At 69.8% G+C, this 14,359-nt stretch carries 17 protein-coding genes and 1 pseudogene; 5 read left to right on the top strand and 13 right to left on the bottom strand.

The window, feature by feature from the left end; genetic code table 11:
- Positions 1–17: 17 nt before the first annotated feature.
- The gene (locus OG972_RS34595; RefSeq protein ID WP_266988296.1) at positions 18–518 is read left to right on the top strand and encodes a nuclear transport factor 2 family protein; all 501 of its coding nucleotides are present in this window, start codon (positions 18–20) and stop codon (positions 516–518) included.
- A 107-nt stretch (positions 519–625) separates the two neighbouring features.
- A complete protein-coding gene (lnt, locus tag OG972_RS34590; RefSeq protein WP_266988294.1) occupies positions 626–2,245 on the top strand; it encodes an apolipoprotein N-acyltransferase in 1,620 nt (539 codons plus the stop codon).
- Here lnt and OG972_RS34585 read toward each other — a convergent pair.
- The 3 genes from OG972_RS34585 to OG972_RS34575 all read right to left on the bottom strand — a co-directional run bounded on the left by OG972_RS34585 (position 2,240) and on the right by OG972_RS34575 (position 4,806).
- Positions 2,240–2,587 carry a hypothetical protein gene (locus tag OG972_RS34585; RefSeq protein WP_266988292.1) on the bottom strand — a complete coding sequence of 116 codons (348 nt, stop codon included), beginning with the start codon at positions 2,585–2,587 and terminating at the stop codon, positions 2,240–2,242. The two genes, lnt and OG972_RS34585, sit on opposite strands and share 6 nt — an antisense overlap.
- A gap of 91 nt (positions 2,588–2,678) precedes the next feature.
- Positions 2,679–3,578 (bottom strand): Gfo/Idh/MocA family protein, encoded by a 900-nt coding sequence (locus OG972_RS34580; protein WP_266988290.1) that lies wholly within the window; start codon positions 3,576–3,578, stop codon positions 2,679–2,681.
- A gap of 16 nt (positions 3,579–3,594) precedes the next feature.
- Positions 3,595–4,806: an FAD-dependent monooxygenase gene (locus OG972_RS34575; RefSeq protein ID WP_266988288.1), complete on the bottom strand. Its 1,212-nt coding sequence runs from the start codon at positions 4,804–4,806 to the stop codon at positions 3,595–3,597.
- Positions 4,807–4,882: 76 nt separating this feature from the next.
- Between OG972_RS34575 and OG972_RS34570 the strand changes: the two genes are divergently transcribed.
- The 3 genes from OG972_RS34570 (at position 4,883) to OG972_RS34560 (ending at position 6,670) form a co-directional block, all read left to right on the top strand.
- Positions 4,883–5,551, top strand: a complete 669-nt coding sequence (locus tag OG972_RS34570) for a TetR/AcrR family transcriptional regulator (protein WP_266988286.1) — start codon at positions 4,883–4,885, stop codon at positions 5,549–5,551.
- 40 nt (positions 5,552–5,591) lie between these two features.
- Positions 5,592–6,104 carry a DinB family protein gene (locus OG972_RS34565; protein ID WP_266988284.1) on the top strand — a complete coding sequence of 171 codons (513 nt, stop codon included), beginning with the start codon at positions 5,592–5,594 and terminating at the stop codon, positions 6,102–6,104.
- Between the two features lie 119 nt (positions 6,105–6,223).
- Positions 6,224–6,670, top strand: coding sequence for a hypothetical protein (locus OG972_RS34560; RefSeq protein WP_266988282.1), 447 nt, complete (start codon positions 6,224–6,226; stop codon positions 6,668–6,670).
- A 98-nt stretch (positions 6,671–6,768) separates the two neighbouring features.
- Here OG972_RS34560 and OG972_RS34555 read toward each other — a convergent pair whose 3' ends face one another.
- The 10 genes and pseudogenes from OG972_RS34555 to OG972_RS49305 all read right to left on the bottom strand — a co-directional run.
- Positions 6,769–7,242 carry a hypothetical protein gene (locus OG972_RS34555; RefSeq protein WP_266988280.1) on the bottom strand — a complete coding sequence of 158 codons (474 nt, stop codon included), beginning with the start codon at positions 7,240–7,242 and terminating at the stop codon, positions 6,769–6,771.
- Positions 7,243–7,465: 223 nt separating this feature from the next.
- Entirely contained in the window at positions 7,466–8,149 is a 684-nt protein-coding gene (locus tag OG972_RS34550; RefSeq protein WP_266988278.1) for a uracil-DNA glycosylase, read from the bottom strand.
- A 77-nt stretch (positions 8,150–8,226) separates the two neighbouring features.
- Positions 8,227–9,807 (bottom strand): ABC transporter substrate-binding protein, encoded by a 1,581-nt coding sequence (locus tag OG972_RS34545; RefSeq protein WP_266988276.1) that lies wholly within the window; start codon positions 9,805–9,807, stop codon positions 8,227–8,229.
- A gap of 118 nt (positions 9,808–9,925) precedes the next feature.
- Positions 9,926–10,681 carry an SDR family oxidoreductase gene (locus OG972_RS34540; RefSeq protein ID WP_266988274.1) on the bottom strand — a complete coding sequence of 252 codons (756 nt, stop codon included), beginning with the start codon at positions 10,679–10,681 and terminating at the stop codon, positions 9,926–9,928.
- Between the two features lie 20 nt (positions 10,682–10,701).
- The gene (gene fabG, locus OG972_RS34535; RefSeq protein ID WP_266988273.1) at positions 10,702–11,463 is read right to left on the bottom strand and encodes a 3-oxoacyl-ACP reductase FabG; all 762 of its coding nucleotides are present in this window, start codon (positions 11,461–11,463) and stop codon (positions 10,702–10,704) included.
- Positions 11,464–11,665: 202 nt separating this feature from the next.
- The gene (locus OG972_RS34530) at positions 11,666–12,049 is read right to left on the bottom strand and encodes a DUF3037 domain-containing protein (protein WP_266988272.1); all 384 of its coding nucleotides are present in this window, start codon (positions 12,047–12,049) and stop codon (positions 11,666–11,668) included.
- Positions 12,046–12,960 (bottom strand): HipA family kinase, encoded by a 915-nt coding sequence (locus tag OG972_RS34525; RefSeq protein ID WP_266988270.1) that lies wholly within the window; start codon positions 12,958–12,960, stop codon positions 12,046–12,048. The genes OG972_RS34530 and OG972_RS34525 overlap by 4 nt, the downstream gene beginning before the upstream one ends.
- A 290-nt stretch (positions 12,961–13,250) precedes the next feature.
- Complete coding sequence (locus OG972_RS34520) at positions 13,251–13,415, bottom strand: hypothetical protein (protein WP_266988268.1); 165 nt, start codon at positions 13,413–13,415, stop codon at positions 13,251–13,253.
- Positions 13,416–13,837: 422 nt separating this feature from the next.
- Positions 13,838–14,236, bottom strand: a complete 399-nt coding sequence (locus OG972_RS34515) for a nuclear transport factor 2 family protein (protein ID WP_266988266.1) — start codon at positions 14,234–14,236, stop codon at positions 13,838–13,840.
- A gap of 22 nt (positions 14,237–14,258) precedes the next feature.
- A pseudogene (locus OG972_RS49305) lies at positions 14,259–14,342 on the bottom strand (MBL fold metallo-hydrolase); the annotation flags it as partial.
- Between the last annotated feature and the right edge of the window lie 17 nt (positions 14,343–14,359).

Here is a 14,359-nt window from a genome sequence, read left to right as displayed (position 1 = left end):
GGGCACACACTGACCGGATGACGCAGCGCGTGGCTCTCGCAACCGTGATGGACCAGCTGTCCATCGATGCAGTGATCACCGGCTATGCGGTGGCGGTGGACGACAGCGCCTGGCAGGACTACGGGGAGCTGTTCACCCCGGACGGCCGCGCCGACTACCGCAGCGCGGGCGGCATCGAGGGACCCGCAGCCGAGGTCGCGCAGTGGCTCGCGGAAACCATGCGCCTCTTCCCCGTACGACAGCATCTGATCGTCAACCGCCGGCTGGACCTCCAGGACCTGGGGGGCTATCCCGGCGACCGGGCCGAGGTGCAGGCCGACTACCTCAACCCGATGCGGCTGCGGGGTACGCCGGACGACGGCGCCACCGGGGCCGCGGACACCACCACGGCACCGAACTTCGTCTCGGGCGGCCGGTACGCGTTCGGGCTGTTGCGCACGGAGATCGGCTGGCGGATCCGCACCGTGGCCGTCCATGAGAAATGGCGCAGCCTCACCGGGGAGCTCGCCCCCGGCTGATCCCCGCCAACGGCCCCACCTCCCTCTGGCCGCGGCCGTTCCCCTCCCCCCACACTGGGGAAGGAGGAGGGGGACACTGCTCACCGGGCAGGACGAGGAGGCGCGGCATGCGAATTGCGGCCGTTCGGCGTGAGCAGGGGGAGCGCCTGCTCCGGTCCCCCTGGTGGCGCGGTGGTGCTGCGCTGCTCGCGGGTGCACTGCCCGCGCTCGCCTTTCCTGCCCCGGATCTGTGGTGGTTCGCGTATATCGCGCTGGTGCCGTGGCTGCTGCTGATCCGGTCGGCCGGTACGGGCCGACGGGCCGCGCTCGACGGCTGGCTCGGCGGTACGGGCTACCTGCTCGCGGTGCACAACTGGCTGCTGCCGAGCCTGCATGTGTTCCTCGTGATACTGGCGGCGCTTCTCGGTCTGCTCTGGGCGCCGTGGGGGCTGCTGGTCTCCCGGCTACTGGGCGGATCGCCGTCCGTCGCGAGGGCCGGGGCGGCCCTGATCGTGGTTCCGTCCGGCTGGCTGATGATCGAACTGGCCCGCTCCTGGGATGCGCTCGGCGGCCCCTGGGGGCTGCTCGGCGCAAGCCAGTGGCAGGTGCCCATGGCGCTCCGGGTGGCATCGGTGGGAGGGGTGTGGCTGGTGAGCCTCCTGGTGGTGGGGGTGAACACCGCGGTCACCCTGCTGCTCGTGACGTCCGCCGCCCGGACGGCTGCGGCCGTCGGCATCGTGGTGGGCGCGCTGGCAGTGGGCGCGATATGGAGGTGGGCGCCGCAGCCGGAGCCCGCGGGAGCGGTCCGGATCGCTGTCGTACAACCCGGTGTCGTCGAAGGGTCGAACAGCGTGGAGCTGCGTTTCGCACGCAGCGAGCAACTGACCCGCACGCTGGTGGGCCGGCAGCTCGACCTGGTCGTCTGGGGCGAGAGCAGCGTCGGCGAGGACCTGTCACAGCGCCCGGACCTCGCAGCCAGGATCGCGAAGCTGTCACGCGAGGTCGGCACGGATGTGCTGGTCAATATGGATGCCCGGCAGACCGACGGCTCGGGCCGGACGGGGATCTTCAAGAGTGCGGTGCTGGTGGGGCCGGACGGCCCGACCGGGGACCGCTACGACAAGATGCGTCTGGTGCCGTTCGGCGAGTACATTCCGGCTCGTTCGGTGCTCGGCTGGGTGACGTCGGTGGGCAAGGCGGCGGGCGAGGACCGGCTGCGCGGGAACCGGCAGGTGGTGATGTCCGTTCCCGAGCCGCCGTCCCCGGTGCATTCCTCCCGGGCCGGAGCGGAGAGGCTCCGCATAGGTCCGCTGATCTGCTTCGAGTCGGCGTTCCCCGACATGAGCAGGCGGCTTGCCCGCGACGGGGCCCAGTTGCTGATCGCCCAGTCGTCGACGTCCACGTTCCAGCACAGCTGGGCGCCGGCCCAGCACGCCTCGCTGGGCGCCCTCCGGGCGGCGGAGAGCGGCCGCCCGATGGTGCACGCCACGCTCACCGGGATCAGTACGGTGTACGACGCGCAGGGGCATCGCATCGGCACCCCGCTCGGTACGGACACCAGCGCGGCCGCCGTGTTCGACGTACCGCTGGCCACCGGCACCACGCTCTATGTCCGGCTGGGCGACTGGCCGGTGCAGGGTGCGCTCGGGGTGCTGGCGGCGTTCTGCGCCTATGAGGGTGTGCGGTCGCTCCGGCGGCGGACCCGGGTGGAACCGGTCGGTGCGGCCGCTCCGGCGGGACGGTTATGACGGGGCGTTCACGGAGACGATGCGCCCCTGTGCGTCGACGGTGAGAGCAACCCGCTCGACCTTGTTCGTCACGGCCAGCGCCACCCACACGGCGCCCCACAGGAAGCAGCTGAACACCATGAGCAGGGCGTGCAGCACGTGGTTCAGCGGCTGCCCGCGGACCATGACGACCTGGGTCTCGGCGCGCGACTCCACCCGCCAGCCGCTCGCGATCCGCTGATTGACCGCCCAGTCCAGGATCAGGGCGCGCTGCATCGCGTCGGGTGGCCGCCCGTCCGCCGAGTAGTAGCCGGGCGGCGGCTGGAGAGCACCCCACCCCTGTGGCTCGTCGTGGGGCTTCACCAGGTCACCTCCACGGGCTGGCGGTCCATCCCCCCAGCCTGCATCCGGCCCGTGCGGGACGCATCCGGACCCGCCCTGACCAGCGGTTTCGCTACGCCCAGTCCAGGTCCCGCAGAATACGCTCGCACAGTTCGTGCGTTTCCAGCGCGTCCCGGGCGCTCAGCGGCTTCCCGGCGCGCACGGCGTCCAGGAAGGACAGCACGCACTGCTCGATGCCACGCTGACGGGCCACCGGCACCCAGTCACCACGCCGCCGCAGGCTCGGCTGTCCCTTGTGGTCGATCACCTCGGCAAGGTTGACGACCTCACGCTTGGAGTCCTGCCCGGAGACCTCGAGCCGCTCCTCCGTCGAGCCGCTCAGCCGGTTCATCGCGCCGATGGCGGTGAATCCGTCTCCGGACAGCTGCAGCACGACATGGTGCATCAGACCTTCCCGGATCCGCGCCCGTACGACGGTGTGCTCGACCGGCCCCGGCACCAGGAAGCGCAGGGTGTCGACGACATGGATGAAGTCGTCGAGCACCATGGCGCGCGGTTCCTCGGGCAGGCCCACCCGGTTCTTCTGCATGAGGATCAGCTCGCGCGGGTGCTCGATGCACTGCGCATAGCCGGGGGCGAACCGCCGGTTGAAGCCGACGGCCAGGCTGACACCGCTCTCCTCGGCGAGGTTGACCAGCCGCTCGGAATCGGCGAGTTCGTAGGCGAGCGGCTTGTCCACGTACGTGGGGACACCGGCCCGGAGCAGGCGGTCGGTGATCTCCGGGTGTACGGAGGTCGGGGCGTGGACGAAAGCGGCGTCCAGGTCCTGGGCGATCAGCGAGTCGAGCTCGGAGTGGCACTGCTCCGGCGGGATCCGGTGGGACGCGGCGACGGCGGCGAGGGTGGCGGGAGTGCGGGTCTGCAGATGCAGTTCGACCCCGGGCAGGGTGGTGAGGACCGGCAGATAAGCCTTCTGCGCGATGTCGCCGAGCCCGATGCAGCCGACCTTCACTGGGGTCTCCCTCTGACTAACGCCGTGTCATATGCATGTCCTTCGCCCGGGCAGCATACGTGTGCTGCGGCGGCTGCCAGTCCGCGATGCCGTCGAAGGTACGCAGCACCAGGGCCGGCCCGAGCCGGGACACGGCGGACATCAGCGTGTCGCGCACCGCGACGGAGGCGGCGCCGGTCAGGCACATCAGACGGGCCACCTGGGCAGCCTTGCGGACGATGGCGCCCGTCCGGGGGAGCCGGTCCGCACTGTATGCGGCGAGCGCTGTCCCGAGGTCGGCGTCGGGCGCCGCGTGGTGGGCGAGCACGATTGCGTCCTCGATGGCCTGATTGCCGCCCTGTCCGAGGCTGGGTGACATGGCGTGGGCGCTGTCGCCGACCAGGACGGTCCGGCCCCGGTGGAATGCGGGCAGCGGGTCGATCAGATGGTGCACATCGTTGCGGAGGACCTGATCGGGTTCGACGGCGGCGATGATCCCGGGGATCGGATCGTGCCACGCGCCGAAGCGGCGCAGCAGCTCGGCCTTCTCGTCGTCTGCGGCCCGGCCTCCGGCGGGGGCGACCGCGGCTGCGTACGCGTAGATCCGGCCGTCCTTGAGCGGCTGGGTGCCCCAGAGGGCGCCGCGGCCCCAGGTCTCGTGCGGGGCGAAGGGCTGCTCGGGCGCGGGGACGACGACGCGCCAGGTGGTGAAGCCGGCGTACGACGGCCCGGGGTGATCGGGGAAGAGGTGCGTGCGTACGGCCGAGTTGATGCCGTCGGCTGCGATGACGAGGTCGGCCTCGATGTCCGCGGTGGGCGTCCTGACCACGGCGCGGGCGCCGCCCGCAGTGCCCGGGTTCACGAGTTCCGCCGTCGTTCCGGTTCGGATCACGGATGCGGGCAGTTCGGCCACGAGAGCCTCGATCAGGGTCGCACGGTGCAGCAGGACGATCGCTCCGCCGAACCGCTCGGTCGCCGCTGCGCTGTCCGTCCGGGAGATCCAGCGGCCGCTAGGACTGCGCATACCGCCGTCGCCCTGCCAGGCCGCCAGGGACCGGACCCGGTCGCCGAGGCTGATGACGTCCAGGGCGCGCTGCGCGTTGGGGGCCAGGCTGATGCCTGCACCGACGGGCTCCAGCGAGTCCGCCCGCTCCAGGACGGTGACCTGCCAGCCGCGCCGGTGGAGGGCCACGGCGGCGGTGAGGCCGCCGACTCCGCTGCCGATGACGACCGCATGGGGCTTGTCCATGACTCCTCCTCGAAACTACACCTGTAGTAACGAGACCAACGTACTACAGGTGTAGTCGCAGCGGTAGGTTGATCCCATGGCCACCAGCACCACACGCACCGGCGGCGCCTCCCGGGCGGACCTGATCACCGATGCCGCCCTGGCACTTCTCGCCGAGCGCGGGATGCGAGGGCTCACCCACCGGGCGGTCGACGAACGCGCCGGACTCCCCCAGGGCTCGACATCCAACTACGCGCGTACTCGGCAGGCTCTCCTGGAGGCGACGGTGCGGCGCCTGGCGGAGCGCGAGGCGCAGGTCCTGACCCCGGGCGAACTTGCGATGCCCGCGGCCCGGGCCGAGGGCAGGCCGGACGGCGAACCGGACGCCGGACCCGCGGGCGGGCCGCCCCACGGCGTCGCCGTGCTCGTCGGCAGCCTCGCCTCAGCCCTGCACCGATACCTGACCCGCCACCCCCACCTGCTCATCTGCCGCTACGAACTGGCCCTGGAGGCCACCCGGCGCCCGGAGCTTCGGGAGTTCTTCGACGCGACGGGCGGACAGTTCCGCGAACCCCTGGTGGCGCTGATGACGGCAGCCGGTTCTGCCGAACCCGAGCGACACGCCCTCTCTCTGGTGGCCTGGTGCGAAGGTCTGATGTTCTCGTGCGCCGCGGGGTCGTACCACCGGTCCGTACCGACCGAGGAAGAGCTGCGCACCGGCTTCGCCGAACTGCTGCGCGGCATGCTGACACCCCCCTGCGAATAACATCTGGCCAGGTCTTGATCACTGGGACAGAATGCCCGGCATGACCACAGACGAACGCTCCGAACCCGCCATCGCAGCCGCCGAACGCCCGATGCTCGAGGGCTGGCTCGCCTATCACCGCGACACGCTCGCGCTGAAATGTGCTGGGCTCACCGACGCCCAGCTGCGGGAGGCGTCCGTACCGCCGTCGCAGCTCAGCCTGCTCGGGCTCGTACGGCACATGTCGGAGGTGGAGCGCCACTGGTTCCGCAACGTCATGGCCGGCGAGGAAGCGAAGTCGCTGTACTGCACCGCGGAGGACGAGGACGGCGACTTCCACCCCACCGAGGCGGACACCTGGGAGGAGGCCGGGACCACGTGGCGGGCGGAGATCGACGCGGCCCGGGAGATCACCGCGAAGCACGGGCTCGACGACCTGTCGATCGGCCGCAGCCGCAAGGGCGAGCAGTTCAACCTGCGCTGGATCTACACCCACATGATCGAGGAGTACGCGCGGCACAACGGCCACGCCGACCTGGTCCGGGAGCGGATCGACGGCGTGACCGGCGACTGACCCGAATCCCACGCGCCCGGTCGGCAGCCGGGGCGTTGCGCTGACCGGGGTCACTCGTGAGGGCCAATCATCACCGGCCGGCTCGCGCGGCGCCCTGCCCGCACAGCAGAGTTGCCCAGGTGCAGCGAACCAGTATCACCGTGAAGCTCCTGGTCGGCGTGGCAGTCACTGCCGTCACCGGCTGCGTGTCCGTGGAGCCCCGGTCGGGCATTGCGCCCCGGCCCGAGACCAGCAGGCCCGTCCAGGACCTGGCGCCCCAGATCGTGGGGCCGCCGGTCCGGGACAGCCTGGGGGCGATCCCCGACCCGAAGCCGTCACCGAAGGCCTCCGACCGGCCGGCGAAGGCGCCGTCGGACACCCGACGCACCGCGCCACGCGCCCCGCAGCAGCGGGAGCACGTCGGGGTCCCCCGGCCTCGTCATGCCCCGCCCGCAGCCGCGCGGGTGCTGAATCCGCCGGCCGCCCCCGTCACCGGGACGAATGTCTGCGCGCTCGGCCGGGGCTACGGAGGCTGGTCCGCGGGCAGCCCCGAGGCCCGGATCTGCGAGGACACCTACGGCCACTGAAACCCCGTCGGTCGCGGATCCCGCCGGGATCCGGCCGACTCTGATCGTTGCGGTCCGCGACAACGGACGGACCGCAACGATCCGCGACAGACCTCGGCTCACAGCTCCCGAAGCCGCCGCTCCAGCCGACCGATCGCCGCGCGCACCCCTCCCCCGTACCCGTCGTCCGCGAGAACCTCGGACGCCTTCCGGGCCCGGTCCAGATGGACCCGGGCCGCGTCGGGGCGCTGGAGCTTCACATAGTCCGCCGCAAGGTTGAGGTGGAGCGAGGGGTAGAAGACCCGTACCGCGAGCGAGTCCCCGTGTTCCGCGACGCACCCGTCGGAGAGCCCGTCGGCAGCGGTCAACGCCCTCAGATCCCATGCCAGTTCGTCGCCGGGATCGTCCTGGGTGTCGGCCATGTAGTGCGCGAGGGTGCAGCGGTGCAGGGCGTCGCCCTCCACACCGATCTCCGCCCAGATTGCCCCGAAGCGGTTACGGGCCTCTTCCCGGTCGCCGCCGTGGAGCAGCATGATCGCCTGGCCGATCCTGGTCATGACGGCATCCGTCGACGCCTCCTGCTGCTCCGTCACCGCGGTCTCCCTCGCATGTGTTCCAGCCGTTCCCGGTTCACTCCGGTCGACGTCGATCGGGCCCGCTGGAGCCCGTTCGATTCCGGTCACGGCGACGCTAGCGGCTGGCACCGGCAATCCCGCTCAGGCTCGGGCTAAGGGCTGCTTTCGGGTCGGGCGCGGCCACGCCATGACCCGACGGAGACCCCGGGAGCCCGGGGCCTGTCGGGCGGCTGCGGGCGGGTCAGCCCAGATCGGGGATGCGCCAGTCGATGGCCTGGTGTCCCTGCGCGGCGACCGCCTCGTTGATCTGCGTGAACGGACGGGAGCCGAAGAACTTCTTCGCGGACAGCGGAGACGGATGTGCGCCCTTCACCACGGCATGGCGCTCCCCGTCGATCAGCGGGAGCTTCTTCTGTGCGTAGTTGCCCCAGAGCACGAAGACCGCCGGATCGGGCCGCGTGGACACCGCGTGGATCACCGCGTCCGTGAACTTCTCCCAGCCCTTGCCCTTGTGCGAGTTGGCCTCGCCGGCGCGGACCGTCAGCACGGCGTTGAGCAGCAGGACGCCCTGCTCGGCCCACGGCATCAGATACCCGTTGTCCGGGACCGGCAGGCCGAGCTCCTCCTTCATCTCCTTGTAGATGTTCCGCAAGGACGGCGGTGTCCTGACGCCGGGCCGCACGGAGAAGCAAAGCCCGTGCCCCTGCCCCTCGCCGTGGTACGGGTCCTGGCCGAGGACCAGGACCTTCACCTTGTCGTACGGAGTGGCTTCCAGGGCCGCGAAGACCTGCTCGCGGGGCGGGTAGACCGGCCCCTTGGCCCGCTCCTCCTCGACGAACTCGGTGAGCTCCTTGAAGTACGGCTTCTGCAGCTCTTCGCCGAGGACGCCGCGCCAGGACTCGGGCAGCAGGTCGGTGTCGGTCACTTCAACAACCTCCGGTACGCAATCGGTTCTTGACCACAGAACCTACCGGGGGCCACTGACAACCGGCCGGGCGAGTCCTACCAGCTGGCCTTGCGGTACAGCTCCCACATCTGCATGACCGTCTGCGGGTCCAGCGCGCGCTCGCCGCCACCGATGTCCTCGCCCGCCGCGACATAGAGCTTGCCCTGCCACAGAGGCAGCAGCCGGACATCGTCGACCAGGATGTTCTGCGCCTGCTCGAACTGCTTGCTGACCGCGCCCCGGTCGCTCTCCTGGCGGGTCTGCGGCAGCAGGTGCTGGGTGATCTCGGTCTTGTCGTACGGCATCCCGGTGACACTCTCCTTGCCCACGAAGGGGGCGATGAAGTTGTCCGGGTCCGGGAAGTCCGGGAACCAGCCGCGGCCGAAGACCGGGTACTGGCCCTTGGTGAAGCCCTCCTGGAACTTCTTCCACGGCAGGCCCTTGAGCGTGATCTTGAACAGACCCGACTCCTCCAGCTGACGCTTCAGCTCACCGAACTCGGGTTCCGTCGACGAGCCGTACCGGTCGGTGGTGTACCAGAACGTCATCGCGACGGGCTTGGTGATGCCCGCCTTGACCAGGATCTGCTTGGCCTTCTGCTGGCTCGGGTTGCCGAAGGTGTCGAAGAAGCTGGTGGTGTGGCCGGCGATACCCTTGGGGATCATGGAGTACAGCGGCTCGGCGGTGCCCTGGTAGACCTTGGCGACGAGCGCGTCACGGTCGACGAGCTGTGCGACGGCCCGGCGGACGGCGGGGTTCCCCGCAGCCGGGTCCTCGGGATTGAAGACCAGGAAGCGGATGTCGGCGCCGACGGTCTCGATCAGCTGCAGCTTGCTGTTCTCGTCCTTGTTGTCCTCGAGGCTCACCACCTCCTCCGCGGTGAGACCGCGGTAGGTGGCGTCGATCTCGTTCTTCTTCAGCGCGTCGACCATGGGGGCGGACCCCTCGAAGTACCGGATGGTCACGGCGTTGTTCTTGCGGTTGGCAAAGCCCTTGTAGCCCTGGTTCTTCACCAGCTCGGCCCGGTCCCCCGGCACGTACTTGTCGAGGAGGTAGGGGCCCGATCCGGTGACCTTGCCGTCCTCGCGGAGCTTGTCCTTCGGGTAGTCGCTGGGCGCCACGAGGGACATCGCGGGGGTGGCCAGAATGAACGGGAACGTGGCGTCCGGCCTGTTCAGGTGGAAGACGACGGTGTCGTCGCCCTTGGTCTCGATCCGGTCGAGCGAGCCGAGCATGCCAAGGGGGCCGCCCTTGACCTTGATGGTCGTGATCCGGTCGATGGAGTACTTCACAGCCTCCGCGTCGAGTTTGTCCCCGTTGGAGAACTTCAGGCCTTCCTTGAGCGTGCAGCGGTAGGCCGTGCTGGTCCGGTCCGTGAACACACAGGAGTCCGCGGCGTCGGGCTCCGGGCTCGTGCTGCCGGTGGGGAAACTCACCAGGGTCTGGAAGACGTTGCGCATCAGCTCCCACGAGTTGTCCCATGCCGCCGCCGGATCGAGGGTGGAGGGCTCACTCGTGGTACCGACGGCTATCTTCTGCTCCGCCTCCGAGCTGCTGTCGGAAAGCAGACCGCAGCCGGCCAGCAGAGAAAGGGAAGCAAGGGCTGCAGCGGCCTGCAGTCTGGCCCGGTAGAACACGTGCACGCTCCTCGATCGGCCATGGGTCGGCAGACCATACCGCAGCGCCCCGTCGGGTCAATCCGCAGGTCCGACGGGGCACTTGAGTCAATCGGGGCCAAACCGGCGCAGGCTGTGCTCAGCCCACGCCCGCATTCAGGAAGATACCTCCGTCGACCACCAGCGTCTGGCCGGTGATCCACTCGGACTGGCTCGACGTGAGGAACGCGGCGGCCCCGCCGATGTCCGCGGGGACACCGAGTCGGCCGAGCGGATAGGCGGCTGCCGCCTCCGCCTCGCGCCCCTCGTACAGCGCCTTGGCGAACTTGGTCTTGACCACGGCCGGAGCGATCGAGTTGACCCGGACGACCGGGGCGAACTCGTGCGCCAGCTGCAGAGTCAGATTGACCATGGCCGCCTTGCTCATGCCGTACGCGCCGACGAAGGGCGAGGCGGAGACACCGGCGACCGAGGCGATATTGACGATCGCCCCGCCGTTCTCCTTCTGCCAGGCCTTCCAGGTCTGCTGGGCGAAGCCGAGCGCCGAGATCACATTGGTCTCGTAGACCTTGCGCACGACATTGAGGTCGAGGTCGGCGATCGGGCCGAACACCGGGTTCGTACCGGCGTTGTTGACCAGGAAGTCCACGCGGCCGAACGCCTCCATGGTGCGCTCGACCGCCGCCGCCTGATGCGCCTCGTCGTGCGCCTTGCCCGCGACGGCGATGACCCGGTCGGAGCCCAGCTTCTCGACGGCCTCCTTGAGGGCGTCCTCGCCGCGCCCGGTGATGCACACCCGGTCGCCGCGGGCGACGAGCGCCTCCGCGATTCCGTAACCGATCCCCCGGCTCGCGCCCGTGATGAGCGCGACCTTTCCGCTGTCCTGCACAGTCATGATGTCTGCTGCCCTTCTGGTCAGTTGAGCGGTCCGCCGGCGACGTACATGACCTGGCCGGAGACGAAGCCCGCGTCGTCGCCGGTGAAGAAGGCGATGGCATTGGCGATGTCCTCCGGGCGGCCGACGCGCTGCACGGGGATCTGGGTGGCGGCGGCGGCCTGGAACTCCTCGAAGCCCATGCCGACCCGGGCCGCGGTCTGCGCGGTCATCTCGGTGACGATGAAGCCGGGGGCGACGGCGTTGGCGGTGATGCCGAACTTGCCGAGCTCCTTGGCGAGGGTCTTGGTGAAGCCCTGCAGACCGGCCTTGACGGCTGAATAGTTCGCCTGACCGCGGTTGCCGAGCGCCGAGGACGAGGACAGCGAGACGATACGGCCGAACTTGGCGTCCACCATGTGCTTCTGGACGGCCTTGGCCATCAGGAACGCGCCCTTCAGGTGCACGTTCATCACGGTGTCCCAGTCGGACTCGCTCATCTTGAAGAGCAGGTTGTCGCGGAGCACGCCCGCGTTGTTGACGAGGATCGTCGGCGCACCGAGCTCGGCGGCGACCCGCGCCACGGCGGCCTCCACCTGGGCGCTGTCCGACACGTCGCAGCCGACGGCGAGGGCGGTGCCCCCGGCGGCGGTGATCTTCTCGACGGTGTCCTTGCAGGCCGCCTCGTCGAGGTCGAGTACGGCGACGGCGCGGCCCTCGGCCGCCAGGCGTACCGCGGTGGCGGCGCCAATGCCTCGCGCCGCTCCCGTCACGATGGCGACACGCTGCTCGGTGGTGGACATGCTTGGTTCTCCTCGCCCTTGGATCACGGCTCAGCGGACGTCAGGAAGTTCCCGATAACTGAGCAACCGCTTAGTACCTTCAGCAGACGAGACGCTAGAAGCCCTGACACTCGGTGTCAACGGCCCACGGGCGCAGCAGTACATGTCACACCGGACGGCGCCGCGACCGCAGGGTCCGCGCGCGACGCCGACGGTGGCCGGATCAGCGCACCAGCAGGTCGAGCAGCCGCTCGACCTCGGCCTCCGGATCGGCGGTGAGGCCGCTGTGCACGGCACCCGGCTGGACCACCGTGGAGCGTGGGGCGATCAGCCAGCGAAAGCGCCGCCCGGCGTCGTCACCGGCGGCCTGGCCTGCCGCGTCGCCGCCTCCGCAGACGCCCTCGACGGCCCGCAGCGCCGCCCGGACCCCGACCACGTCGGCGTTCGGGTCGAGCGCCCTCAGCTTGCTCTCGTCGAGATGGGTGCGGGCCGCCACGAAGGACTTGGCGCGGCAGTACACCAGCACGCCCGCGTTGAAGCACTCACCGCGCTCGACCCGGGGAACGACGCGCAGCAGCGCGTACTCGAAGACATCACGCTTGCTCACTGACTGTCGTCCTTGCTGCTCTGCGCCTCGTCGGCACGCCCGGCCGCCGCCTTCTCCGCCGCCGCCTTCTCGGCACGGTCCTTCTTCGTGGGATGCGGCCACGGAGTGAGGCGCTCGGTCAGCCACCCCGGCGCGCGGGACGGCGTCGTCCTCGTGGGCGCGTCCATCGAGATCCGCTCGTGGATGGTGGCGGCGCGCGCCAGCAGCGGCTCCACATAGGCGCGGCGCAGCGCATCCGTCGTGTCGAAACCGGGCTCGTCGACCAGCCACTCGTCGGGCACCTCGGCGGTCACCTCGGTCAGCAGCTGCTCGGTGACGAGCGGGGCGAGCTCGGCGGCTGCGGCGGCGATGTCCGGGCCGAAGGGCGCGAGCACATGGTCGGAGGCGTTGTACGGCTTGGCCGCGGAGGCCTGCGCACCCGGCCAGTTGTGGTGCCAGATCATCGTGGCACCGTGATCGATGAGCCAGGCGTCCCCGTGCCAGACCAGCATGTTGGGATTCCGCCACGACCGGTCGACATTGTTGATCAACGCATCGAACCACACGATCTTCCCGGCCTCTGCCGGGTCCACCTGATAGGCGAGCGGATCGAACCCGATCGAACCGGGCAGATAGTCCATTCCGAGATTCAGCCCGCCGCTCGCCTTGAGCAGTTCCTGCACCTCTTGGTCCGGCTCCGCGAGCCCGATGACCGGGTCGAGCTGGATGGTGACGAGCTCCGGGACCCGCAGTCCCAGCCGCCGGCCGAGTTCCCCGCAGATGACCTCCGCGACGAGGGTCTTGCGGCCCTGTCCGGCGCCGGTGAACTTCATGACGTAGCAGCCCAGATCGCTCGCTTCGACCAAACCCGGCAAGGATCCACCCTCCCGCAGGGGTGTGACGTAGCGGGTCGCAGTTACTTCCGTGAGCATTTTCCCAGGCTATACGGCCGACAGGGCCCGGAAACCCGAGGTACGCCCCGGGAGTTGCCAGCCACCTCACAAGTGGCCAGGCGTTGACGCTGGGGAGTATCTGGGGAGTTTTCACATGAAGGTACCGAGATCATCTGCCACGACGCCATCGAGACGATGGAATCACCCTCACATAACGGTGCAATCTCGGGCTTCCTGCCCCCTGTGTACGCAGCCTCCTGGACCACGCTGCGGGCCCAGGTTGAACCCGGGGAGAATCTGGGGAGTTTCAGCCGAGGTCGCCCGTGGCATCAGGACGGCACGGGGCCCGGTCGCGTGGTCTGATCGGCCACTCCCAGGGCCGCCATCGTGGCCAGGCCCACCACCTCCGGCCCCTGCATCCCGCAGGCGTGCAGCGGGGACAGCTCCACCAGCCGCACCCCGCCCGGATACGCCGACTTCAGCCTCGAGCGCAAGCCGTGACTTGCCGACCCCGCCCGCCCCCACCAATGTCACCAGCGGTGGCACACCCTCCGGTGCCGCCTTCTTCGGGGCCAACATCTGCTCCAGTACGGCGAGTTCATCGCTGCGCCCGATGAACCGGCCGCCCTGCTCCGGCAGATTCCCCGACCAGTCACGCATAGCCCGCTCACGCGCTCCGCCCACCACCGCGTACCCCTCCAGCTGCACGCCGCTCTCCAAGGACGCGGCCAGTGTGCTCCGCCCTCACACCCGGCGCGAACAGACTCCGGGTCTGCTCGCTCCTTCGGGCGCAATTTGGCAGTCCCGCACATGGCACGCCGCATTCCGTGCTCGACCGAACGGGACCGAAGACAACGAGACCCACCGGCAACCGCAGGCCGGGCACTGGGTTGCGGCGCGGTGGTCGGCGCCCGGGCTACGTCCGCGAGTTCTCGCGTACCTGGCCAGTCATGGCCTCGCGGACAAGCGCGGTGTCGACGAACTGCTCGAAGCGCACGATCAGTCCGCCGCGGACGGTGAAGTGGTGGGCGACGCGCACGTCGATGGGTTTTCCGGTGGCCTTGTTGGTGGCGGTGTAGCGCGCCAGGACGACGATGTTCTCGCCGTCGACGACGTAGGTGTCGTCGTGGGCGGTCCAGTCGTCCCAGTCCTTACCGAGCTTCTCCATCACGCTGGAGGTGATGCCCTTGGGGGTGCGGTAGGTGCCGGCGAGGGGGAAGCCGGCCATTTCGGTCCACTCCGCGTCGGGGGCGAGGGTGGCGCGCAGGGCTTCCAGGTGGCCTGCTGCTGAGGCCAGGTACTGGCGGCGTACCACGTCGGCCGGGGCCGTGGATGCGCTCGCCGGTGACGAGGGTGGCGGTCTTGTTCTTGGAGCCGGCCGGGAAGTCGAGGTCGAAGACGGTGAAATCGAGGGTGCTCATACGGGGGTGTTCCTTCG

It is taken from the genome of Streptomyces sp. NBC_01669 (genome assembly GCF_026339735.1).
GTDB lineage: Bacteria > Actinomycetota > Actinomycetes > Streptomycetales > Streptomycetaceae > Streptomyces > Streptomyces yanii.
Note: the sequence above shows the minus strand (reverse complement) of the source record. Positions and strands in the feature narration are given on the sequence as shown.